The 21,840-nt window shown below is 59.4% G+C and carries 17 protein-coding genes and 1 pseudogene; 9 read left to right on the top strand and 9 right to left on the bottom strand.

Annotated features, from left to right (window positions below):
- Positions 1 to 2: 2 nt before the first annotated feature.
- The 4 genes and pseudogenes from GGQ85_RS12355 (at position 3) to GGQ85_RS12340 (ending at position 6,429) form a co-directional block, all read left to right on the top strand.
- Positions 3 to 3,121, top strand: a pseudogene (locus GGQ85_RS12355) (efflux RND transporter permease subunit).
- A 30-nt stretch (positions 3,122 to 3,151) separates the two neighbouring features.
- Positions 3,152 to 3,529: a hypothetical protein gene (locus GGQ85_RS12350; protein WP_309774756.1), complete on the top strand. Its 378-nt coding sequence runs from the start codon at positions 3,152 to 3,154 to the stop codon at positions 3,527 to 3,529.
- Between the two features lie 392 nt (positions 3,530 to 3,921).
- Positions 3,922 to 5,295: a dicarboxylate/amino acid:cation symporter gene (locus GGQ85_RS12345; RefSeq protein ID WP_309774755.1), complete on the top strand. Its 1,374-nt coding sequence runs from the start codon at positions 3,922 to 3,924 to the stop codon at positions 5,293 to 5,295.
- A gap of 363 nt (positions 5,296 to 5,658) precedes the next feature.
- A complete protein-coding gene (locus GGQ85_RS12340) occupies positions 5,659 to 6,429 on the top strand; it encodes a lysozyme family protein (protein ID WP_309774754.1) in 771 nt (256 codons plus the stop codon).
- Here the strand turns inward: GGQ85_RS12340 and GGQ85_RS12335 are convergent.
- On the bottom strand, positions 6,407 to 6,613 hold the full coding sequence (locus tag GGQ85_RS12335) for a hypothetical protein (protein ID WP_309774753.1): 207 nt from the start codon (positions 6,611 to 6,613) through the stop codon (positions 6,407 to 6,409). The genes GGQ85_RS12340 and GGQ85_RS12335 overlap by 23 nt on opposite strands.
- Before the next feature lie 320 nt (positions 6,614 to 6,933).
- On the opposite strand from GGQ85_RS12335, the gene GGQ85_RS12330 reads away from it, so the two are divergent.
- Complete coding sequence (locus GGQ85_RS12330) at positions 6,934 to 7,467, top strand: ATP-dependent metallopeptidase FtsH/Yme1/Tma family protein (RefSeq protein ID WP_079446024.1); 534 nt, start codon at positions 6,934 to 6,936, stop codon at positions 7,465 to 7,467.
- Between the two features lie 91 nt (positions 7,468 to 7,558).
- Here GGQ85_RS12330 and GGQ85_RS12325 read toward each other — a convergent pair whose 3' ends face one another.
- From GGQ85_RS12325 to GGQ85_RS12315, 3 genes are all read right to left on the bottom strand, one after another.
- The gene (locus tag GGQ85_RS12325) at positions 7,559 to 7,999 is read right to left on the bottom strand and encodes an SRPBCC family protein (protein ID WP_309774752.1); all 441 of its coding nucleotides are present in this window, start codon (positions 7,997 to 7,999) and stop codon (positions 7,559 to 7,561) included.
- 242 nt (positions 8,000 to 8,241) lie between these two features.
- The gene (locus tag GGQ85_RS12320; protein WP_309774751.1) at positions 8,242 to 8,796 is read right to left on the bottom strand and encodes a TetR/AcrR family transcriptional regulator; all 555 of its coding nucleotides are present in this window, start codon (positions 8,794 to 8,796) and stop codon (positions 8,242 to 8,244) included.
- A gap of 56 nt (positions 8,797 to 8,852) precedes the next feature.
- Positions 8,853 to 9,209 carry a hypothetical protein gene (locus GGQ85_RS12315; RefSeq protein ID WP_309774750.1) on the bottom strand — a complete coding sequence of 119 codons (357 nt, stop codon included), beginning with the start codon at positions 9,207 to 9,209 and terminating at the stop codon, positions 8,853 to 8,855.
- A 133-nt stretch (positions 9,210 to 9,342) separates the two neighbouring features.
- Between GGQ85_RS12315 and GGQ85_RS12310 the strand changes: the two genes are divergently transcribed.
- From GGQ85_RS12310 to GGQ85_RS12295, 4 genes are all read left to right on the top strand, one after another.
- Complete coding sequence (locus GGQ85_RS12310) at positions 9,343 to 9,621, top strand: YiaA/YiaB family inner membrane protein (protein WP_374708883.1); 279 nt, start codon at positions 9,343 to 9,345, stop codon at positions 9,619 to 9,621.
- 73 nt (positions 9,622 to 9,694) lie between these two features.
- A complete protein-coding gene (locus GGQ85_RS12305) occupies positions 9,695 to 13,102 on the top strand; it encodes an acyl-[ACP]--phospholipid O-acyltransferase (protein WP_309774749.1) in 3,408 nt (1,135 codons plus the stop codon).
- Positions 13,099 to 13,782 (top strand): alpha/beta fold hydrolase, encoded by a 684-nt coding sequence (locus tag GGQ85_RS12300; protein WP_309774748.1) that lies wholly within the window; start codon positions 13,099 to 13,101, stop codon positions 13,780 to 13,782. The genes GGQ85_RS12305 and GGQ85_RS12300 overlap by 4 nt, the downstream gene beginning before the upstream one ends.
- Before the next feature lie 408 nt (positions 13,783 to 14,190).
- On the top strand, positions 14,191 to 15,006 hold the full coding sequence (locus GGQ85_RS12295) for a transporter (RefSeq protein WP_309774747.1): 816 nt from the start codon (positions 14,191 to 14,193) through the stop codon (positions 15,004 to 15,006).
- A 72-nt stretch (positions 15,007 to 15,078) separates the two neighbouring features.
- On the opposite strand, the gene GGQ85_RS12290 is transcribed toward GGQ85_RS12295, so the two are convergent.
- Genes GGQ85_RS12290 through kdpB form a run of 5 tightly spaced genes read right to left on the bottom strand, consistent with a single transcriptional unit; the run spans position 15,079 to position 21,708 of the window.
- Positions 15,079 to 15,522 (bottom strand): PTS sugar transporter subunit IIA, encoded by a 444-nt coding sequence (locus GGQ85_RS12290; RefSeq protein WP_309774746.1) that lies wholly within the window; start codon positions 15,520 to 15,522, stop codon positions 15,079 to 15,081.
- Between the two features lie 46 nt (positions 15,523 to 15,568).
- Positions 15,569 to 16,258, bottom strand: a complete 690-nt coding sequence (locus GGQ85_RS12285; RefSeq protein ID WP_309774745.1) for a response regulator — start codon at positions 16,256 to 16,258, stop codon at positions 15,569 to 15,571.
- On the bottom strand, positions 16,255 to 18,978 hold the full coding sequence (locus tag GGQ85_RS12280) for an ATP-binding protein (RefSeq protein ID WP_309774744.1): 2,724 nt from the start codon (positions 18,976 to 18,978) through the stop codon (positions 16,255 to 16,257). The genes GGQ85_RS12285 and GGQ85_RS12280 overlap by 4 nt, the downstream gene beginning before the upstream one ends.
- Before the next feature lie 37 nt (positions 18,979 to 19,015).
- Positions 19,016 to 19,621, bottom strand: coding sequence for a K(+)-transporting ATPase subunit C (locus GGQ85_RS12275; protein ID WP_309774743.1), 606 nt, complete (start codon positions 19,619 to 19,621; stop codon positions 19,016 to 19,018).
- A gap of 11 nt (positions 19,622 to 19,632) precedes the next feature.
- Complete coding sequence (kdpB, locus tag GGQ85_RS12270) at positions 19,633 to 21,708, bottom strand: potassium-transporting ATPase subunit KdpB (RefSeq protein WP_374708885.1); 2,076 nt, start codon at positions 21,706 to 21,708, stop codon at positions 19,633 to 19,635.
- Between the last annotated feature and the right edge of the window lie 132 nt (positions 21,709 to 21,840).

Below are 21,840 nucleotides of genomic sequence, written 5' to 3'. Positions count from 1 at the left end.
TCATGTTCAAGCTCATCGTGCAGACGAGTTTGCGCAATCGCCTTTTCGTACTGGCAGCAGCGGCAGTCCTGATCGCTTACGGCCTGTTCGTACTTCCGCGCATCTCGATTGACGTCTTTCCGGATATCAACCGACCGACAGTCAACATCCTGGCCGAGGCGGAGGGGCTTGCCCCGCAAGAAGTCGAGCAACTCGTCACGTTTCCAATCGAAACCTCGATGAATGGCATGCCCGGCGTCCTCCGCGTCCGTTCAGTCTCCGGCGTAGGGCTTTCGGTGGTTTACGTCGAATTCGATTGGGGCGTCGATGTCTACCGGGCGCGTCAGTTCGTTTCGGAACGCCTCGCGCTGATCCGCGAGCAATTGCCCACATCCGTGAATCCACGAATGGGTCCGGTCACCTCCATCATGGGCGAGATCATGTTGATCGCGCTCACCACGGAGGGCAAGGCGTCGGCGATGGACGTGCGCGAGATCGCCGATTTCGTGGTCAGGCCGCGGCTGCTCGCCATTCCGGGCGTCGCTCAGGTCATCCCCATCGGCGGCGAGGTTCGGCAATATCGGGTGACGCCGAACGTTGCCACGATGCAGGCCCTTGGCGTCACACATGAACAGATCGAGCGAGCTGTTACACGTTTCGGCACCAACACCGGTGGAGGATTCGTTGATCAGCACGGCCGGGAATTCCTAATCCGGAACGTGGGGCTAACGAGGAAGATCGATGACCTTGGTAATACCGTTGTGGCGGGCCGCGACCATCAACCCATTTTGCTGAAGCAGGTGGCGCGGGTCGATTTCGCTCCGCGCGTCAAGCGAGGCGATGCCGGCTACAACGGCAAGCCAGCCGTCATTGTAAGCGTCCAGAAGCAACCCGCGTCGGATACAGTGGTACTGACCCGCGAGATCGAAGCCACACTGCGAGAATTGCAGCGTACAATGCCTGCTGGAATCTCCGCCACAAACGTCCAGTTCCGGCAGGCCACGTTCATCGAGACCTCGATCCGCAATGTCGAGCGAGTCCTCGTTGAGGCCTCGATCGTCGTCGCCGTGATCCTCTTCATTTTCCTGCTCGACGCGCGTGCGACGGTCGTATCATTGACCGCCATCCCGATATCGATCCTGGTGACCGCTCTGGTTTTCGGCGCCTTCGGACTCACTATCAACACGATGACGCTCGGAGGCCTTGCGATTGCGATCGGCGAACTGGTTGATGACGCAGTCGTCGACGTCGAAAATATCCTGCGACGGCTTCGGGAGAACCGCGCGCAGCGCACTCCCCGACCGGTTCTCGAAGTAATCGCGCAAGCGAGCCAGGAGATCCGCTCCGGCATCGTCTATGCGACAATGATTACCGTCCTGGTTTTTGTGCCGTTGTTCGCGCTTCCCGGAATCGAGGGGCGGCTGTTCACCCCGCTAGGCATCGCCTACATCGTTTCCATATTGGCGTCTTTGCTGACGTCGGTGACCGTTACACCCGTCCTCTCCTACTATCTGCTCTCTGGAAAGGCTCGTTCGCACGAGCGCGACAGCATCGTCGTGCGAATGCTGAAGCAAGGCAATCGGCGGCTTCTCACCTGGGCGTTCGATCGCTGGAGACTCGTTCTCGGCGCAGTCAGCATTGCGGTTCTGATCGCTGGATATGCCGCGGTCATGTTGCCGCGCAGTTTTCTCCCGCCCTTCAACGAAGGCACGCTGGTGCTATCCCTTCAGTACAACCCGGGCATTTCGCTGGTGGAGTCGAATCGTCTCGGCCTTTTGGCCGAACAGCTTCTGTCGCAGGTGCCGGAGGTGAAATCAGTCGGACGCCGAACCGGCCGCGCCGAACTCGATGAACATGCCGAGGGCGTGCATTACAGCGAGATTGATGTCGATCTGACTCCATCGACACGGCACAAGACCGATATCTACGCCGACATCCGGGACAAACTGTCAGCCTTACCTGCCTCCGTCGCAATCGGACAGCCAATCAGCCATCGGCTTGATCATTTGCAGTCTGGCGTTCGCGCCCAGATCGTCCTCAAGATCTATGGGCAAGACCTCGATACGCTGCGCCAGTTGGCGGAAACCACCCGCCAGCGGTTGTCACCAATCTCCGGGCTGGTCGATCTCCAGGTGGAGAAACAGGTTCTCATTCCCCAAGTACGGATCCAGGTTGATCACGAACGCGCCGCCCTCCACGGCCTGACGCCCGCGGCAATCACGCAGGCATTGGACACCCTCTCGAATGGCGCAAAGTCTCGCAGATCGTCGACGGCAATCGACGCTTCGATGTCGTCATGCGTTTGTCCGATCAGAACAGGTCAACAAGCGGCCTCCGGGATCTTCTGATTCCGACGTCGTCCGGGTTCATCCCCTTAAAGGAACTCGCGGAGGTCACAGAGACCGACGGACCGAACCAGATCCAGCGGGAAGGCACGCAACGCAGAATCGTTGTTTACGGAAACGGCGACGGACGCCGCGACATGACCGAGATCGCGTCAGACATCCGGCGCGCCTTGGCCGAGATCAGCTTCCCGCAGGGTTATACGACCAACCTCGAGGGAGCATTCCAAGCACAAGAGGAAGCAGCATTGCGGATTGGCATCCTGTCGTTGGTGTCGCTGTCGATGATTTTCATCGTTCTTTACGGGCGATACCGATCGGTTGCGCTAGCGTTCATCATCATGGGTGGCATCCCTCTGGCGTTGATAGGTAGCGTGATCGCCTTGACCATCACGGGTGAGCCATTGTCGGTCGCCTCCATGGTCGGCTTTATCACACTTGCGGGCATCTCGGCCCGCAACGGCATCTTGAAGATATCCCACTACGTCAATCTTGCGCTTCATGAGGGTGAACGCTTCGGCCGCCGCCTGATCGTGCGCGGCAGTCTGGAACGGTTGAGCCCCGTTCTCATGACGGCGCTTTGTGCAGGCCTTGCACTGACGCCGTTACTGTTCGGCGCCAGTGAATCTGGCCGAGAAATACTTCATCCCGTTGCTGTCACGATCTTCGGCGGTCTGCTGAGCGCAACGGCCCTCGATACCGTCGTAACGCCTGTCCTGTTCCTGTTGTTCGGCCAAAAACCTTTGAACCGCCTTCTGACCGAACACACCGCAACTTCCGAACTAGCGGAAGCCTTCTGACCCTTACCCAACCCCAAACAGAGAAATGCAATGCAGAAATATATCTTCCTGGCCATGATGATCGTCACCCTGACATCCTCTGTCGGCCCAGCTACGGCCCAAACGAAGAAAGGCAATAACGACGGTCCGGTCGTCACCTCGCAGGGACATGCGATCGAGTTCGTCCACAAGGGAGGGGAGATGATCTTCTATATCGGTGATCATGATGGATCGCCCCTGCCGACCAAGGAGATGAAGGGCCGCGCAACGGTCCAGCAAGGCGGTAAGACTGTCACCGTGCAGCTCACGCCAGTCAATCCTAACATGATGGTCGGCAAGGCCGAGACCGAACTGGCGTCGCAAGTGCGGGTCGTGTTCTCGGGCAACGTGCACGGTCATTCCCTAACCGCCCGATATACGGTCGAATAAGCGACTTTTGTTACGAGAGGCAGCCGCAAAAGTGGTCGATGGCTGCCTCATGTCCCGCGCCGTTCGTTTCTCGTGACCATGGACCTGATCCAGGCGTTGGCAGCGATCGCGCTGCCATTCGTGACGCAAGTCTGTTGGCCTCATTTGGCGAGCGGGATGCGTGGAAATGATCTACCTCGCGTGAACGCAGAAGCGCGCGGCGTGTGTCCGGCAGCCGTCCACATGGCCCCGTTCTTGCTGGCGTTGCGATATCGAGTCCATTGACTTGCTGCCGCTTGCACGAGCACGTCAACGGGCGAAAGTTGCTGGGAATAAGGAGGCAGCGGGCGACAAGCCCGCGAACCACCCGACGTCGGAACGCTGACCGGCGTCGAAACCACGGGAGGGAGCACATGGAGACGGCACGCTCGACGACGGCTGGTAGTCCGCTCAAGCCGTTCTACAAGCATCTCTACGCCCAGGTGCTCACCGCCATCGTGCTTGGCGTCCTGCTGGGGCATTTCTACCCGCATCTCGGAGAGGCCATGAAGCCGCTGGGCGACGGTTTCATCAAGCTGATCAAGATGCTGATTGCGCCGATCATTTTCTGCACCGTCGTGCACGGCATCGCCGGCATGGACGACATGAAGAAGGTCGGGCGCGTCGGAATTAAAGCACTGGTCTATTTCGAGGTCGTTACCTCGCTCGCGCTAATCGTAGGCCTGATCGTAGTCAACATCCTGCAGCCCGGCGTCGGCATGAATGTGGACACCCACGCGCTCGATACCAGATCGATCCAAGTCTACACCACGAAGGCCGGCCAGCAGGGTACGGTTGAGTTCCTGATGCACATCATCCCCAATACGGTGGTGGGTGCCTTCGCGGAAGGCGAGATCCTGCAGGTTCTGTTGTTCGCGATCCTGTTCGCCTTCGGCCTGTTCATGATGGGCGAGCGCGGCCGTCCCGTCCTGGCTTTTATCGACATCGTCTCGCATACGTTCTTCGGGATCGTCGGCATCATCATGAAGGCGGCGCCGATCGGTGCATTCGGCGCGATGGCGTTCACCATCGGAAAGTACGGCTTGGGCGCTCTGCTCCTGCTAGCGAAGTTGATGGCGTCCTTCTATCTGACCTGCGTGATCTTCGTGATCTTTGTGCTGGGCGGGATCGCGTGGCTCGTCGGCTTTAACATCTTCAAGTTCATCAACTACATCAAGGAAGAGCTTCTAATCGTGCTCGGAACATCGTCATCCGAGTCGGTGCTGCCGCGCATGATCGAGAAGATGGGAAATTTGGGCTGCAAACAGTCGGTCGTCGGCCTCGTGATCCCGACCGGCTACTCCTTCAATCTGGACGGCACCTGTATCTACCTGACCATGACGGCTATCTTTCTTGCGCAAGCGACCAATACCGAACTGACTCTTTGGCAACAGCTCGGCATCATCGGCGTGTTGCTGCTCACCTCGAAGGGCGCCGCCGGTGTGACCGGATCTGGGTTCATCGTGCTGGCCGCGACGCTCGCGTCCGTCGGCACAATTCCGGTTGCCAGCATTGCGCTGATCCTGGGGGTCGATCGCTTCATGTCCGAGGCGCGTGCGCTGACCAACTTGGTTGGCAACGGTGTCGCCACCGTCGTGATTGCTAAATGGGAAAACGCGCTCGACGAAGAACGCATGCACAGGGTACTCGATCAGAAACCGGAACTCGAAGCGTCCGAGCCCGAAGTCGCCATGGGGCCGCCCGATCCGTTGCTGCCGCAGGCACCGACCACCCGTACCACATCCTGAGGAAGGCTCTCCAGCCGCGCGTCCCCAGCTTCTTGGTGGCTTCTTGATCGACGACCTCAGGTCAGTCGAGCATTAACCGTATCCCCAAATCTTGTCGCGTAACCGCGACGGCGGGTCAACTTCTGCCGCTAAGCCGCCCTATTGGATCTTTGCAATATCTCTCGACCTTTGGGGAGTTTTTTCCGGCGGCCTTTGAGTAAGGCTTTCCTCTTCGGGAGTGTGAAATCAGATGAAAGTGGCTCTCGTCCTTGTTGGTCTCGATACACTCACCACAATGAAATTCGAGACACCGCCGTGCACGACAAAGCGGATGAGCGAGCCGCCCGCTGATGGCCTATCCCGAGCATTGAATCTTTCAACGCGATGGCAAACCTAGCCCAACGATTCATTTGGATCGAGCTTGCCTGCGGCAATTCGCGGACCCTCGCGCATACGTCCGAGCAAACGGGCCGTATTGATGAAATACGGCCACCTCGCCCCGACGAGCGTGGGTACGTTGTCGCGGCGAGGGACTGGCTGTCGGCAGAGTCCATCACGCTCGTTCTTGGACTGGCAATTGGTCTGGCTTTCGTCGCAAGTTTCGTCCTGTTTCGTGACACCCAATTGAACGGAACAATCGACAAGGCGGTCACGAAGGCTTTGGTCGAGCGCATTATTATCGCCGAGTCCAATGGTGACGCGAATGCAAGGAACAAGCGCTCGAGCGCGACGGGTGCCGCCCAGTTTGTTGACGACACGTGGCTCGAAGCCATTCGTAGGCATCGACGCGATCTGATGGCGGGGCGCAGCAAGAAGGAAGTTCTGGAGTTACGGCGAGATCCCGAGCTTACGCGAGAGATTGCCGCGCAGTTGATCGACGAATATGCCGCGATGCTAGACAAGCGCGGTCTGCCGATTACGCCCGGTTCTCTTTATCTTGCCCATTTCGCGGGACCCGCGGGCGCCGTGGCGCTATTGTGCGGCGCAGAAAATGCCGATGCTGCTTCCCTTATGGCTACCGCTGACACAACGGGTCGGACGACGCGCGAAAAAATCGTTAACGCCAATCCGTTTCTCAAGGTGCTAACCGCCGGCGACATCAAGAGGTGGGCCGACCGCAAGATGACACCAATCAATTCTCCAGGGCGCTTGTGAGAAGTTCCACCCGCCGCGCCAGTTCCTCGGAGAAGGGCGTTTTGAAGAGGATGCCCTTGGAAATTTCGTTGTCATGCTTCATTTGCTTGGCGGTGTCCATGATCCCGCCATTGATGGAAGCCTGAGACTTGACCCAGCCTTTGGAAGCTTGAGACTCCTCGCTCGTGGGTGTTACCGGCGGCATTGCCGTCTTGTTCGGCGACTCCGCGTCCGACGGACTGGCGCCGTCATGTACGCTTTCTCCCGATCAATCCGGTATGAGTCATGCTGAAGCTGCTGCCTGGGCCGGGAGGGCCCGACATCCGCCGGTGAGATGAAGCTTGCCCGACCGGGACCTCGTAGGCAAGGCAAGGGCAACTCCCCGAGCGGCGCCTTGCCCTTCGGCACCGTCTTGCTACCTTTCTACCGCTTGGCCATCGGTACCGCCGAGGTCAGGTCAGTCCGATCCGGCGTTCGAGCGTCCGGTCGGCAACTTTGGTCAGCAGGTTATCGGAGCTTGTCGTCGTGGAGAAGAAAGAGACCATCGCCCATCACGAGGCCGGACACGCCGTGATAGCGCGCGTGCTGGACATCCCGGTAAGCTACGCGACCCTCGATGCACACGACGGCGCTGGCGCCGTCGTGACGAGGTCCAGCGCGACGCACCTCGCCCTGGACGACCTTGAGACGCCGGAGAAGTACGCCATTGTCGCGCTGGCCGGCCCGCAAGCGCAGCATCACTATCGTCCCATGTCGCTCGCGGCCCAGAATCACGCGTGCGAGGGTGGTTGGCGCGTGGATCGCGCCAACGCGACCAGCCTCCTGGCGATGCTGGTTTTGCGGCAGCACGGCAAGCCGGCGGTGCCGGGCAGCTACGTTGAGTTGGACGGCCCCGAGACAGAGGAGTTCAGCCGCCTATTCAGCCGTACGACCCAAAAGACTGCCGATCTGGTCGAGGAAAACTGGCCTGCAATCCAGCGCGTCGCTGCGGCCCTGCTAAGCCGTCCCGGGCTTACCGAGGATGATATCGACGCCCTAATCGCGGCGCACGACAACTAGCAGGACTATTTTATACCGACGGTTAAATCTGAGTTCTAGCCCTGCCTTCCCTGCCGGGTAACCTCCCATAATATTTAACTGTATCGTTGCCTCATTTGAGGTCGGGCTCGACAAGCTTTGCAAGCTTGCGCAGCGACTCCTGCCAACCGAGATAACATGCCTCGACTGGGATCAGATCGGGTACGTTCTGCTGAACCACCGTCATCTCCGTTCCAACTGAAACGGTCGTCAACGTGACCGTTACTTTCATCTCGCCCGGAAGGTTCGGATCATCGAACGCGTCGCTGTAGACGATTGTCTCGCCAGAAACGAGTTTCAGATAGGTCCCGCCGAATGAATGGCTTTGCCCCGTCGTGAAATTTCGGAAGGACATTCTGTGCTTGCCGCCTTCCTTGGCCTCAAGCTCATGGACAGTGCAGGTAAAACCGAAGGGCGGGAGCCAGCTCGCAATCGCATCAGGTTCCAGAAAGGCGCGGTAGACCTTTTTGGGTGGGGCAGCAAAGACCCGGTGCAGTTTAACAGTGTTAGGCATAGATCATATCCTTTCATAAGTTCCCCAGGGCGTTCCCAGCCGCGTTTTACGTATGAACTTCTCTTAGGACGAACGACCTGCACGCCTTCCGACAATCCGCAAAGGTTTCTTCCAATCCATTCTTCGTAAGCTTTCAGTCAGCCACTCGCTGAGAAACGTAACCGCCGCGATGATCGTCCTGCGCGTGAACGGTACATCTCTCAAAACGAATTATAGCTTCTTGTGGCGATCGGCGAGCGCGGTCAGGCGTGCGCGCTCAATCCTTTGAGTTGCGCATCGACGAATTGCGCAAGTTGCTGCCTGAGATTTGGCGATGGTACGGCGACCATACGGTCTTCGAGCCCGAGCGAAATGATCCCGTGCGTGGCTGAAAACATGGTTCGCGCGATCAATAACAGCTCATCGGGATCGCGCTTCGATAAAAGCCGCGAGAGCGGCGAATACATCAGCGCGAACGCCTCCATGACCATATCGAGAATATCTTTGGGAAATGGGCGGTTTTTCTCCATACGATGCTCAAATAGCGATCGGAGCAGATTCGTGTGCTCCACGGCGAACTCGAGATAACCGGTCGCCAAACCATGGAGCTGGGCGCGCGGGTCGTCGCTGGGAACCATGCGTAGTTTCGATGTGAGCAGCTGAACCGTCTCGCGGTTCACGGTCAGAATCAGGCCGTCAAAGTCACCGAACTCATTGTAAACGCTCCCAATCGAGCATTCTGCGGCTTCGGCAACGTCTCGAACTTTCAATGAAATCAGTCCCTTAGACGCGATAATGCGTCGTGCGGTATCGAGCATCAGTGTGCGCCTGCGACTTTTTTTCTGATCGCGCAAAGATTCTTCTTGAACAATGTTCATTTTTCCCGTACCGAGTTTTGAACAATGTTCAAAATAGCAGGAGGCCCTTGAATATGCAAACGGTCGTTCTCGAAAACATAGTTCTTACCGCTGTCGACGATGCCCATGCCCTCGCGACCGGCCTCGGCAGGATTGCCGTCAAACTCGTCATGGAGCTCCTCCTGTCTCCAATCGACCGGATGGCCCAAGCCAGCGACGTTGCGGGCGTGCTGGTCCACCGCCGCAAGCGGCAGCAGACAGGAAAACGCCGTTGCCCGTTTTCTTTCGGCCACCTGAAACACCTGACGTGAGGCCGATCGATGCGCCAATCCCTCTTCCGACTGTTCGACATACTGAGTGACCTGTATCGGCAATCGTTATCCCCGATAACAAGCCTGAATCGTTCACTGGCGGCGGCTCATCAGTCTCACATTAGTTTCACATTGCGGCTCGGTGCGCGCTTGCGATCGCGATCGCCGAACCTGAAGTCTTAACGAAGGAGCTACTATGTCACAGCATATGACGCATTCCGATCGTCCCACCAGCGCATGGGTCAACTTTTCCTACATCTGCTTCGTAGCATCTGTCCTGATGGTGGGCGGGGGTATTTTCGCGCTTCCGCTGGATTGGTGGACACGCGCCTACTTCGCAATGGGGATGGGGATGTTGATTCAATCCTGCCTAACGCTCGCCAAGACGGTTCGTGACCTTCACGAGAGCAGCCGCATGATCAACCGGATTGAGGAAGCGCGGACGGAAAAGCTCTTGAGCGCCGAGCGGGCTTGACACCAAAGTCTCCGAACCGCGGCACACCCGTCAAACTTACCTTTTTGCAATTCAAAGCCATCACAGGAAGCCAATGATCCGGGAACTGATGTCATCACGCCGTTTTGCGCCGTTGTTTTGGGCTCAATTCTGCGCCGCGCTAAATGATAACGTTTTGAAGAACGGCCTTGTCATCATCCTGCTGTATGGGGCTGCGACAACGCAGGGCGGCGGCACTCTGGTGACGATCGCCGGCGCGGTTTTTATTTTTCCCTTCTTCGTACTCTCGGGCCTTGGCGGCGAACTCGCAGACAAATACGTCAAGTCCGTCGTGGCGCGACGGTTGAAGTTCGTAGAAATTTTCGCCGCCGCTTTTGCTGCTGTCGGATTCTTCCTGCACTCGATCCCGTTTCTATTCCTGGCGCTTTTTATGTTCGGGACCGTTGCCGCGCTTTTCGGCCCGGTGAAATACGCCATTCTGCCTGATCAGTTGTCCGTCGGAGAACTTGCGACGGGTAATGCGCTGGTGGAGGGCGCGACTTTTCTCGCGATCCTGATCGGCACCATCGCTGGCGGCTTACTGGTCTCCGGTACGGCCCATATGGGCTGGGTCGCCTCCGCGATCGTGCTGCTTGCGTTCCTGTCATGGGCGTTCGCTTCCCGCATACCGATCACAACACCATCGGCGCCTGAACTAGCCATAACAGCCAACCCCTGGACCTCGACCCGTCGTCTGCTCAAATCACTTTATGCCGAGCGGCGGCTCTGGGATGGCATGCTGATCGTGTCGTGGTTCTGGCTGGCCGGCGCCATCGTGCTGTCGCTGCTGCCCACTTTGATAAAGGATATCATCGGCGGCACCGAGACCGTCGTGACGATGTGCCTCGCGATCTTCGCCATTGGCATTGCCGCGGGTTCGCTGTTTGCCGCCCAGCTTTCGCATGTGAGGCCGAACCTCGCGCTGGTCCCAATCGGCGCGATCGTGATGGGCATTTCCGGCCTCGACATCGCATGGGTGGTGGGTCACGCCACGCCGGCCTCCGGTGTCACGCCGATAGCCTTTCTTACCTCGGTTGATGGCCTGTGGATCGTTGCCAACTTCGCGATCTTCGCCTTCGGTGGCGGCCTGTTCGTTGTCCCCTCCTTTGCCGCCGTACAGGCGTGGTCTATGCCGGCCGAGCGCGCTCGCGTGATCGCGGCCGGCAACATCCTCCAGGCAGGCTTCATGGTGGCGGGCTCGCTGATGGTCGCGCTGGTTCAAGCTGCCGGGCTTTCGATCGCATGGATCTTCTTTGGCCTCGCGCTCGCATCCTTCGGTTCGATCTTCTTTGTTCTCAGTAAATGGGGCAAAGAAGGCGTCCGCGATTTCGGTGCGCTGTTGTTTCGGGCGCTCTTTCGGGTCGAAATACGGGGATTGGAAAACCTCCCCGAACCTGGCACCCGCATGCTGATTACCCCCAACCACGTCAGCTTGGTCGACGGCCCGCTGGTACATGCGACATTACCGGTTGACGCCAGCTTCGCGGTCGACACCGGAATCGCAAAGGCATGGTGGGCCAAGCCGTTCCTTCGACAGATCAGACACTACACCATGGACCCGTCCAGGCCGCTTGCAGCACGCGACCTGATCAAGCTTGTCGCGTCCGGCGAGCCGGTCGTCATTTTCCCGGAAGGCCGCATCACGGTCTCTGGCTCTTTAATGAAGGTTTACGACGGTACCGCAATGATCGCGGACAAGGCGGACGCCGTCGTGGTTCCGGTGCGGATCGAAGGCGCCCAGCGCTCATATCTGAGCTACCTGAAGAACGGTGAGATCAAGCGCAGTCTTTTCCCGAAAGTCACGATCTCCATCTTGCCACCGGTGAAGCTGGCGATTGCCCCCCTCTTGAAGGGCAAGGCGCGGCGCAATGCCGCCGGCAGCGCGTTGCAGGACGTCATGATCGACGCCATGGTGAAGAACGCGATGCTGGATCAAACGCTGTTCGATGGACTGGCACACGCGCATCGCGATCGCGATACCGGCAAGCCGATTATTGAAGACGCGCTTGGCACGTCCTTGACCTACCGCAAGTTGATCCTTGGCGCGCAAGTATTGAGCCGCAAGCTCGAACAAGGCACATCCATCGGCGAGAATGTCGGCGTGCTGTTGCCGAACTCGGCCGGCGTGGCGATCGTATTCATGGCGCTTCAGACTATCGGCCGCGTGCCGGCGATGCTGAACTTCTCGGCCGGCATCTCGAATGTGCAAGCGGCGATGAAGGCCGCGCAGGTTCGCACTGTCCTTACGTCGAAAGCGTTCGTTGAGAAAGCCAAGCTCGACAAGCTCGTGGCGGCGGTCGCAGGCGAAGCCCGCGTGCTCTACCTCGAAGACATCCGGGCCGGAATTGGCTTTGCCGACAGGCTGGCCGGCCTGTTGGCCGGGTCCGCGCCCCGAGTTGCGCGCAAGGCCGATGACCCGGCGGTCGTACTGTTCACGTCCGGCTCGGAGGGGACGCCTAAAGGCGTGGTGCTATCCCATCGCAATATCCTCGCCAACGCATCACAGGCAATGGCGCGGGTCGATGCCAACGCCAATGATAAAGTCTTCAACGTCCTGCCGGTGTTCCATTCCTTCGGGTTGACCGGCGGCATGATGATGCCCCTGCTTATGGGCATCCCGATTTTCATGTATCCGTCGCCCCTGCACTACCGGATCGTGCCCGAGTTGATCTACCAAACCGGCGCCAGCATCCTGTTCGGAACCGACACCTTCCTCGCCGGCTACGCACGTTCGGCTCACGCTTACGATTTCCGCTCGCTGCGGCTGGTGCTCGCGGGCGCGGAGGCCGTCAAGGACCGGACGCGCCAGATCTACATGGAGCGCTACGGTTTGCGTATCCTTGAAGGGTACGGCGTCACCGAAACCGCGCCGGTGCTCGCCATGAATACGCCAATGGCAAATCGCCCGGGCACGGTCGGCCGGTTGTCGCCGCTGATGGAGGCGCGCCTCGATCCTGTCCCTGGCATCGAGGAAGGCGGACGTCTTTCGGTTCGCGGCCCGAACGTCATGCTCGGCTATCTGCGTGCGGAGAACCCGGGCGTGCTGGAGCTCCTGCCGGGCGGATGGCACGATACCGGCGACATCGTCAGCATCGACACTGCCGGCTTTATCACGATCAAGGGTCGCGCCAAGCGCTTTGCCAAAATCGCCGGCGAAATGGTTTCGCTGTCAGTCGTCGAAGCGATGGCGACCGCCCTCTGGCCGCAAGCAATTTCGGTCGCGGTTTCGATTCCCGACCAGCGCAAGGGCGAGCGGATTGTGCTGCTCACGACCCAGAAGGATGCCAACCGTGTCGCGATGCAGCGCCACACCAAGGCGTCAGGGATGTCGGAATTGGCCGTCCCCGCCGACATCTGCGTAGTGGACACGGTCCCACTGCTTGGCTCTGGCAAGACCGACTACGTGGCGGCGACAGCGCTCGGCAAGGAGACGGTACGGATAGCCGGGCGCGAAGTAGCGTGATCGATACACCTTCATCAGGCGTGGTTCTCCTCCATGGTCTGGCAAAAACGCCGCGCTCATTCGGACGAATGGAACGAGCGCTGCGAAAGGAAGGCTTCGCGACGCTGAACCTCGCCTATCCAAGCCGAAAGTATCCGCTGGAGGTACTCGTCGAAAATGTTCACGCTGCTATTCATCCGTTTGCTATGCAGACGGACGCGCTTCACTTCGTCACCCACTCCATGGGTGGACTACTCGCGCAATTCTATCTGGCAAGATATCGACCGATCCGGCTACATCGCGTCGTCATGCTCGGCCCACCGAATGGCGGCAGCGAGGTCGCGGATTTTCTAAAGGAAACTGCGCCTTATCGTACATTTTATGGACCTGCCGGTCAGCAACTCGGGACGAGCCGGCTACAATCTTCCGAGCGGCTTCCGTTGCCGGATTATTCTGTTGGGATCATAGCGGGGAACAAAACGATCGATCCGATATCGTCCTTCTTTATTGTACCGCAGCCAAATGACGGCAGAGTTTCGGTCAAGAGCACCAGACTAAAAGGCATGAGCGACCATATCGTACTTGACGCAACCCACTCCGGTTTATTGAGACACCAGAGCGCGATCAATCAGACTCTTTCCTTTCTGCGTGATGGCCGATTTCTCCGGACCGCTATGAATAGCCATCTTCGGATCTTTTAGCTGAACGGGAACATCGATCGGAGAATTGACCGCCCCCCGGGCAAAACGCGCCGGTGACGGAGAGAGAGCCCACCATAATCGGGCAATGCTGTTACGTGATGTTGGATCTGTGAGTTCGATCACCTGCGGCCAGATGCGCTGGTCAGCGATCTGGCGGCAAGAGTCCGCATAAAGAGTTGCTTATGCAATTGGCGTCGGACTCATCTCGAATTCCTATACGCGTTGCGCTAGCCACTGAGAGCCCCGGAGTATGTCGAGAGCTACGGGGCATTTTGCCGCTAACGGGCCTCCTCGTGGTACTTGAATGCAAACATGAAACTCGGCCTCGACGTGTCAATCGCGGAGTACGGAAAATCATGAGGCCAATCGCTGTCGCCGCGCTCGGACTTGCCTGAAAGGAATAAAGCAATGATTCGTTGCTTGATCCTGTTTGCCGCACTGCTTGCAGGTCCCGCCTTCGCACAGGATGCCGTACCAACGGCGTCTGTGGCCGATGCGCCGATCTGTACCGACCGGCCGACCAAGTCCAACTTCGCCTGCACGGTCCCCAAGGGGCTGGTGCAGATCGAAGCGGATGGCTTTACCTGGCTGAACAACACCGCCGGAGGTAACCGGACCGATCAGCTGCTGTTCAGCAATCCCACCGTGAAGTATGGCCTGACCGATAGTTCTGACATCCAGCTGAACTGGGTACCCTTCACGCGGGTGCGGACCGGCGATGCTGTCGGCAATGTGTCCACCCAGTCGGGCATCGGCGACGCAACCGTGCGGTTCAAGCGGCGGCTCACCGGCCCCGAAGGCGACTTTCAACTCGCCGTTCTGCCGTTCGTGAAGTTGCCCACGGCACCCACTGGCATCGGCAACGGCAACGGCAAGGTGGAGGGCGGCATGGCCGTGCCCATCAACATGAGTGTGCCGAACGGCTGGACGGTGACGCTGGGACCGCAACTCGACGTTCTTGCCGACTCTGATGGCCAAGGCCGGCATCTTGGCGCGACGGGGCTCGTGAACGTCGCGAAGCAGATCGGCAAGTTCACGATCTACAATGAAATCTGGACCAGCCAGAATTTCGATCCTGCCGGGACCGTACAACAATACAGCTATGATATGGCTTTGGTCTGGCTACCGCACCCGACGCTGCAGTTCGATATCGGCGTCAACATCGGTCTCAATCGCAACACGCCCGCCATTGTAAGCTACGTCGGCGTCTCCACACGCTTCTGATGAGGTTGGCATTCGCGTATCTTCCCCCAGCAACCACCAGTAGGTGCTATTCACGGCGGTTCTCGGCGCTGGCTAAGCGACCATCGCGCCATGGAAGGCAGCACCATTTCGTGCCTGACGAAGCGCCCGGAGCGCTTCCGCATTTCTCAACCTGCGAGCAACCGCAGCGAGCACGTTCAGATCTTCGCCGGATGTCGCTGTCGGCAGAAGAAGCAAAAACACGATATCCACGGGCTCCCCATCGATAGCCTCGAAATCAATCGACTTCTGAAGGCGCGCGAGTACACCAAAAGCGCTCTTAAGACCTGGAATCCGTGCATGGGGAATGGCAACTCCGCCGCCCACGCCGGTCGACCCAAGCCCTTCGCGCTTTAATATCTCGCATGAGATCGTCTTTGCATCAGAGCTGGCGGCCACAGCCGCACGAGCGCAAAGATTGCTCAACAAATCAGTTTTGGTTGACGCCTGGACGTCCACGAGAGTGTTCTTCTCCGAGAGATAATCGGCAAGTTGCATTGCGCTTTCCATATTGTTTTTCTATCGCAAGCGATGATCGTGGCTGTCAGTCTGGTGAGCGAAGCCGATAGCCGACCCCGGTTTCAGTCAGAATGTATTGAGGGCGCTCAGGGTCCTTCTCGATCTTCTGTCTGAGCTGGCGGACATAGACGCGTAAATATTGCGCGTCTGTCATCGAATCCCATAGCTCCCCGAGCAGAAACTTGTGTGTCAGCACCTTACCCGCATGCTGCACGAGGACACGGAGCAGGTCATATTCTTTGGGCGAGAGCTTTGCCTCTCTTTCGCCCATTCTAACAATGCGCCGAACGAGATCGACGGAGAGGTCACCCACCTTAAAGATTGGGCGTTCGCCCTGCGCTTGAAGCTGGTGGCGCATTGCCGCGCGCATGCGTGCGAGCAACTCTTCCATTCCAAACGGTTTTGTCACGTAGTCATCAGCACCGTGATCGAGCGCCTGGACCTTCCCAGCTTCGTCGCCGCGGCTTGACAGGACCACGATCGGAACGGATTCGCTGCGGGCGCGGATCATCCGCAAGAGTTCGTGTCCCTGGATGTCCGGGAGTCCGAGATCGAGAATAATCAGATCGGGTTCTTCCTTGAGCAATTCCAGTGCCGTCTTCCCGTTCGGCGCCTCGATGATCTGGTAGCCTTGTGTCGTCAATCCCATGCGCAGCAGCTTACGAATCGGCGGTTCGTCATCGATGATGAGAACTTTGGATGCAGGTGCGTTCATGCTGCGGTATCCAACGGCTGGGATTGGAGTGGAATCGGCAGGCGGATGGTGAAGGCTGCACCCGACCGGTCTGGCCGATTGGCCGCGACGATCGTGCCGTTCATCGCCTCGACGAACCCACGCGAGATGGCCAGCCCAAGGCCGGTTCCAGCGCGGACCTGATCTGTCTTTTTCGCGCGGTAGAACTTGTCAAAGATATGCTCAAGATCAGCCTGCGGGATGCCATTGCCTTCGTCGGCGACCTGGACACATACTTCATCGCCGTCGCGCCAACTCTGAATGCGGATCGTCGTGTCCGGCGGGGCATATTTTGCGGCGTTGTCGAGGAGATTGAACAAGACTTGCTCGAACAGAACCGCATCGATTCCAACCATCGGAGGCTCAGGCGCCAGTTGCACATCGATCTGATGATGAAGAAGTATCTTATTGGCGCGCCACAGCGCGCTGCCGATGATCTCACTCACATCATGCGGAGCCAGGTTCGGCACGACCGCTCCAGACTCAAGCCTGGTCATGTCGAGAAGATTGGCGATGAAACGATTGAGCCTCTCAGACTCGTCGATAATAGTAGCGAGGAGATCCGCCTTTTCGATCTCGCTCAACTTGCCCGACAGATCGCGCAGCGTTCCGGCCGACCCCAGAATCGCCGCAAGCGGCGTCTTGAGGTCATGGGAGATCGAGGTGAGCAGCGCCGACCGCAGCCGATCGGTCTCGACCGATCTTTTGACGCGATCCATATCCTCGACCAGATGAACGCGCTCGATGGCCAATGCGCTCTGGTCGATCAAGGCGTCCAGCAGACGGCGCTGGTCGGGCGTGAACAACGGCCCCGACCGATCGCTATCGATACCCACGACGCCGATGGGACCGCGACCCGTGCACATGGGCAGGAATAGCCATTTAGCCCCGGGCAGCGTGTCTGAGCCGCGACCCGCGGGACGATCATTTTGCCACGCCCATTTCGCCGCACCGATATCAGCTTCGTCCAGCGTATCTTCCGGTGGGTAGCCTGCCTTCACGACAATGCTTCCCTCCTCTGGCAGGAGGAGGACCACCCGGACGTTAAGCATCAACGCGGTCTGGTAGGCAGCGGCCCAGAGCACGTCATCTAGCGTGCCGACGCCCGCGAGTTTGCGGCTGAAGGCGTACAAAGATTCCGTGGTGCGGGCGCGTGTTGCCGCCGCAATGGCCTGAGTGCGGACCCTACCAGCGACATTGGAGACGAACACCGCCATGATGACAAAGAAGACGAAGGCGGCGATGTTCGTCGGATCGGAGATCGAGAACGTATATAACGGCTCCATGAAGAAGAAATTGTAGCTAAGGGATGCCGCGACGCTGGCCAGGAGAGATGGCCAGAGGCCGAAGCGCACGGCAACGGCGACAATCGCCGTCAGGAAGACGAGATCGACGGTCTCGATGCCAACGAGTGGCAGGATCAACTTTCCGACCGCGAGCGCCCCGGCGACCGCCGCAAGCGACGCCGCAAAGGGGAGCGGATCCGCAAACTTTGGCTTCGGCGTGGTCTTCACAGATTTCTTCGAAACGATCTCTCCTGAGGTCTCGTCACCACCGATCACATGGACGCTGATGCTTCCAGAGCGACGAACCAGGTCATGCACTATCGAGCCATGCAGGATTTCGAACCAGCGCGAGCGGGTCGACTTACCGACGATGATATGGGCGGCGTTGGTGGACTGCGCGTATTTGATGATGTCGTCGGTGATCCGCCGGTCGCCACCTGGGATGGTGTTGGCATCGCCACCCAACGTCTGCGCGAGGCGCAGCGTATCGGCGATACGATCTCGCTCCTCCTCGGTGAGCTGAAGGCTCCGTCTGCCTTCGACCGACAGCGCGATGAATGATGCATGCAGGCGGTCGGCGAGGCGTTTGGCGTAACGCACGAGTACGGTGGCGCGGGGATCCTCGCTGACGCAGACAAGCACGCGCTCGCCGGCCGGCCATGGCCCCTGGATGGCACGCGACCTCATCTCGGTGAGAAGCTGCTCGTCAACGCGCTCCGCGGTGCGGCGCAGCGCAATTTCCCGGAGTGCCGTCAGATTCGCCGGCGAGAAGAAGTGTTTCAGGGCACGCTCGGCCTGCTTCGGAACATAGACCTTGCCGTCCTTCAGGCGGTCAATCAGGTCGTCAGGCGTGAGATCGACCAGCTCGATGGCATCCGCCTGGTCGAAAACGACATCTGGAATGGTCTCGCGGACACGCACATGGGTGATCTGCGCGACCACGTCATTCAAGCTTTCGATGTGCTGGATGTTGACCGTGCTGTAGACGTCGATGCCGTGGCTTAAGAGCTCCTGCACGTCGAGATAACGCTTCGGATGGCGGCTGCCCGCAGCGTTGGTGTGTGCGAGCTCATCCACGAGCACGATCTGCGGCAACCGCGCAATGACCGCGTCGATATCCATCTCGTCGAGATGCTGCCCGCGATAGTCGATCTGCCGGCGCGGAATGACCTCGAGGCCTTCCAACAGGGCGGCCGTCTCCTTGCGGCCATGCGTCTCCACCACACCCACGACAACGTCGCAGCCGTCGTTCTTCCGGGCGCGCCCTTGCTGGAGCATTTCGTAGGTCTTGCCGACGCCGGGAGCGGCGCCGACGAAAATCTTCAGCTTGCCGATACGTCTATCCTCACGCCGGGCAGCCTCCAGGAGGGCCTCCGGCCACGGACGTTGATCGTTATCGAGGTTCTGTTCTGCCATCAGGTTCTCCCGGATGGCCCACGCGGCCAGTCAACTCTTATCGCGCCTCGGCCTCATCCAGGGCAAGATTGAGGGCGAGAACGTTCACGCGCGGCTCCCCGAAAACCCCCAGAACCCGACCTCGGATTTGCTGGTTGACCAACTCGCGGAGCTGAGCCTCCGGGATGTTTCGCGTCTTCGCTACGCGGGGAACCTGGAAGAGCGCTGCCTCCGGAGAGATGTCCGGATCGAGACCGCTGCCCGTGGTCGTCACCAGATCGATCGGCACCGGCATACCGGGGTTCTCCTGCCTGAGCTTTTCGACGTCGGCCTGTACGCGCTTGAGGACCGCCTTGTTGGTCGGGCCTAGGTTTGAGCCCATCGAATTGGCCGCATTGTAGGGTGCCGGAACGGTCTTGGAGGAATCAGCGGGATCAGGACCGAGAGTCGCCGACGGCCGCCCGTGGAAATAGCGTTCGCTCGTGAATTGCTGCCCAATCAACTCAGAACCAATGACCGTTCCGTTGCGCTCGATTAGGCTTCCTTGCGCCTGATGAGGAAAGATCGCGCCGGCGATCCCCGTTATGGCGAGAGGATAGATGAGGCCTGTGATCACGGTAAGTGTGATGAGGAACGTGATGGCGGGACGGATTTCTCTCAGCATGATGTCTCTCCTCAGGCGAGGTGCAGGGCCGTGACCACGAGATCGATGGCCTTGATACCGATAAAGGGGATGATGACGCCGCCCAGGCCGTAGATCAGCAGATTACGGCGAAGCAGCGGGGCGGCGCCAATTGCCCGGTAGGCCACGCCTCTCAGGGCGAGCGGAATCAACCCGATGATGATCAGCGCATTGAAGATGATTGCCGATAAGATCGCGCTTTGCGGGCTCGCGAGATTCATGATGTTGAGTGCGTTCAATTGTGGATAGAACGCGACGAACATCGCCGGGATGATGGCGAAGTACTTCGCCACGTCGTTGGCGATGGAGAAGGTGGTGAGCGCGCCGCGCGTCATCAGGAGCTGCTTGCCGATCTCGACGATCTCGATGAGCTTGGTCGGATTGGAATCGAGGTCGACCATGTTGCCGGCTTCGCGGGCCGCCTGGGTGCCGGTGTTCATGGCAACGCCGACATCAGCCTGGGCAAGCGCCGGCGCGTCATTGGTGCCGTCGCCGCACATCGCGACAAGCTTGCCTATGGCCTGCTCGTCGCGGATCAGGCGCAGCTTGTCTTCGGGGGTTGCCTGAGCGAGGAAGTCATCGACACCCGCCTCGGCCGCGATCGCGGCCGCCGTGGTCGGGTTGTCGCCGGTGATCATGACCGTGCGGATACCCATGCGCCGCAGCTCGGCGAAACGCTCGCGGATGCCGCCTTTGACGATGTCCTTGAGATAGATGACGCCGAGAAGCCTGCCGTCCTTTGCTACGGCAAGCGGAGTGCCGCCGGATTTTGAGACGGCTTCGGCAATCGCGTTGACCTCGCGAACGACGTCCGCGCTCACGGCTGGCTGCAGGACCCGCACGGTGCTCCCTGTGGCCCGGGACGACGAGCCGTTGAGATAGTTGAGGATCGCATCCACAGCCCCCTTGCGGACCCATGAGCCGTCAACCTCCATTCCGCTCATGCGGGTCTGGGCGGTAAAGGGAATGAACTTGCCGTGCAGCTCCGCAAGATTGCGCTCGCGGATGCCGTGCTTTTCCTTGGCCAGCACGACGATCGAACGGCCTTCGGGAGTCTCGTCCGCAAGCGAGGCAAGCTGCGCGGCGTCCGCGAGTTCCTGTTCGCTAACTCCTCGAAGGGGCTTGAACTCGGCAGCCTGCCGGTTGCCGAGCGTAATCGTGCCGGTCTTGTCGAGCAGGAGCGTGTCGACGTCGCCGGCCGCCTCGACCGCGCGGCCGGACATGGCGAGCACGTTGAAACGCACAAGGCGATCCATGCCGGCGATGCCAATGGCCGACAGCAGCGCACCGATCGTCGTCGGGATCAAGGTCACGAAGAGTGCGATCAACACCACGACCGAGATTGCACCACCAGCATAGGCGGCGTAGCTCGGGATCGTCACGGTCGCGAACACGAAGATGATGGTGAGCCCGGCCAAGAGGATGTTCAGCGCGATCTCGTTCGGCGTCTTCTGCCGCTCGGCGCCTTCCACGAGCCGGATCATGCGGTCGATGAAGGTCGAGCCGGGCGCGGCGGTGATGCGCACGCGGATCCGGTCGGACAGCACCTGCGTGCCGCCGGTGACGGCCGAACGATCGCCGCCGGACTCACGGATGACGGGTGCAGATTCGCCGGTGATCGCCGCCTCGTTGACCGAAGCCACACCCTCGATCACCTCGCCATCGGAGGGGATGGTGTCGCCGGCTTCCACGAATACGACATCGCCAATCTTGAGGCTCGTGCCAGGAACCTGTTTGTAGCTATTGTCGTTGGTTCCCGTAAGGAGCTTGGCCTGGGTTTCCGTGCGGGTGCGCCGCAGCGAGTCCGCCTGTGCCTTGCCGCGGCCCTCGGCTACGGCCTCTGCGAAGTTGGCGAAGAGGACCGTGAACCACAGCCACAAAACGATCTGGAACGTGAAACTGACGTTCTCCGCGCCCGCCACGATGTCCTTTGCGAAAAAGATCGTTGTGAGCGCCGAAACGACGGCAACGACGAACATCACCGGATTTCTAGCGAGACTCCTGGGATTGAGCTTCTTGAAGGATTCGCCCAACGCAGGAACAAGGATGCGGGCGTCCATCATGCTCATGGGTTTCGACCGGCTCATATGAAAAACTCCAGCGTGTGGTTCGTGGCAGGCCGGCAAGAGAAGACTTCAGGCCGGCGCAATCCATTGAATGACGGCGTGAACGGAGATCACGAGTCCCAGGATCATCAGCAG

Source organism: Nitrobacter vulgaris, from assembly GCF_031453995.1.
Classification (GTDB): Bacteria; Pseudomonadota; Alphaproteobacteria; order Rhizobiales; family Xanthobacteraceae; genus Nitrobacter; species Nitrobacter vulgaris.
This window is presented reverse-complemented; position numbering and strand designations above follow the sequence as displayed.

Excerpts from the sequence above, each read along its gene's own strand:
- GGQ85_RS12290 (WP_309774746.1), bottom strand. The coding sequence starts at position 15,522 with ATGCAACTTGCCGATTATCTCTCGGAGAAGAACACTCTCGTGGACGTC.
- GGQ85_RS12280 (WP_309774744.1), bottom strand. The coding sequence starts at position 18,978 with ATGGCAGAACAGAACCTCGATAACGATCAACGTCCGTGGCCGGAGGCC.
- GGQ85_RS12310 (WP_374708883.1), top strand. The coding sequence starts at position 9,343 with ATGTCACAGCATATGACGCATTCCGATCGTCCCACCAGCGCATGGGTC.
- GGQ85_RS12325 (WP_309774752.1), bottom strand. The coding sequence starts at position 7,999 with ATGCCTAACACTGTTAAACTGCACCGGGTCTTTGCTGCCCCACCCAAA.
- GGQ85_RS12350 (WP_309774756.1), top strand. The coding sequence starts at position 3,152 with ATGCAGAAATATATCTTCCTGGCCATGATGATCGTCACCCTGACATCC.
- kdpB (WP_374708885.1), bottom strand. The coding sequence starts at position 21,708 with ATGAGCATGATGGACGCCCGCATCCTTGTTCCTGCGTTGGGCGAATCC.
- GGQ85_RS12345 (WP_309774755.1), top strand. The coding sequence starts at position 3,922 with ATGGAGACGGCACGCTCGACGACGGCTGGTAGTCCGCTCAAGCCGTTC.
- GGQ85_RS12335 (WP_309774753.1), bottom strand. The coding sequence starts at position 6,613 with ATGCCGCCGGTAACACCCACGAGCGAGGAGTCTCAAGCTTCCAAAGGC.
- GGQ85_RS12340 (WP_309774754.1), top strand. The coding sequence starts at position 5,659 with ATGGCAAACCTAGCCCAACGATTCATTTGGATCGAGCTTGCCTGCGGC.
- GGQ85_RS12295 (WP_309774747.1), top strand. The coding sequence starts at position 14,191 with ATGATTCGTTGCTTGATCCTGTTTGCCGCACTGCTTGCAGGTCCCGCC.
- GGQ85_RS12275 (WP_309774743.1), bottom strand. The coding sequence starts at position 19,621 with ATGCTGAGAGAAATCCGTCCCGCCATCACGTTCCTCATCACACTTACC.
- GGQ85_RS12320 (WP_309774751.1), bottom strand. The coding sequence starts at position 8,796 with ATGCTCGATACCGCACGACGCATTATCGCGTCTAAGGGACTGATTTCA.
- GGQ85_RS12305 (WP_309774749.1), top strand. The coding sequence starts at position 9,695 with ATGATCCGGGAACTGATGTCATCACGCCGTTTTGCGCCGTTGTTTTGG.
- GGQ85_RS12285 (WP_309774745.1), bottom strand. The coding sequence starts at position 16,258 with ATGAACGCACCTGCATCCAAAGTTCTCATCATCGATGACGAACCGCCG.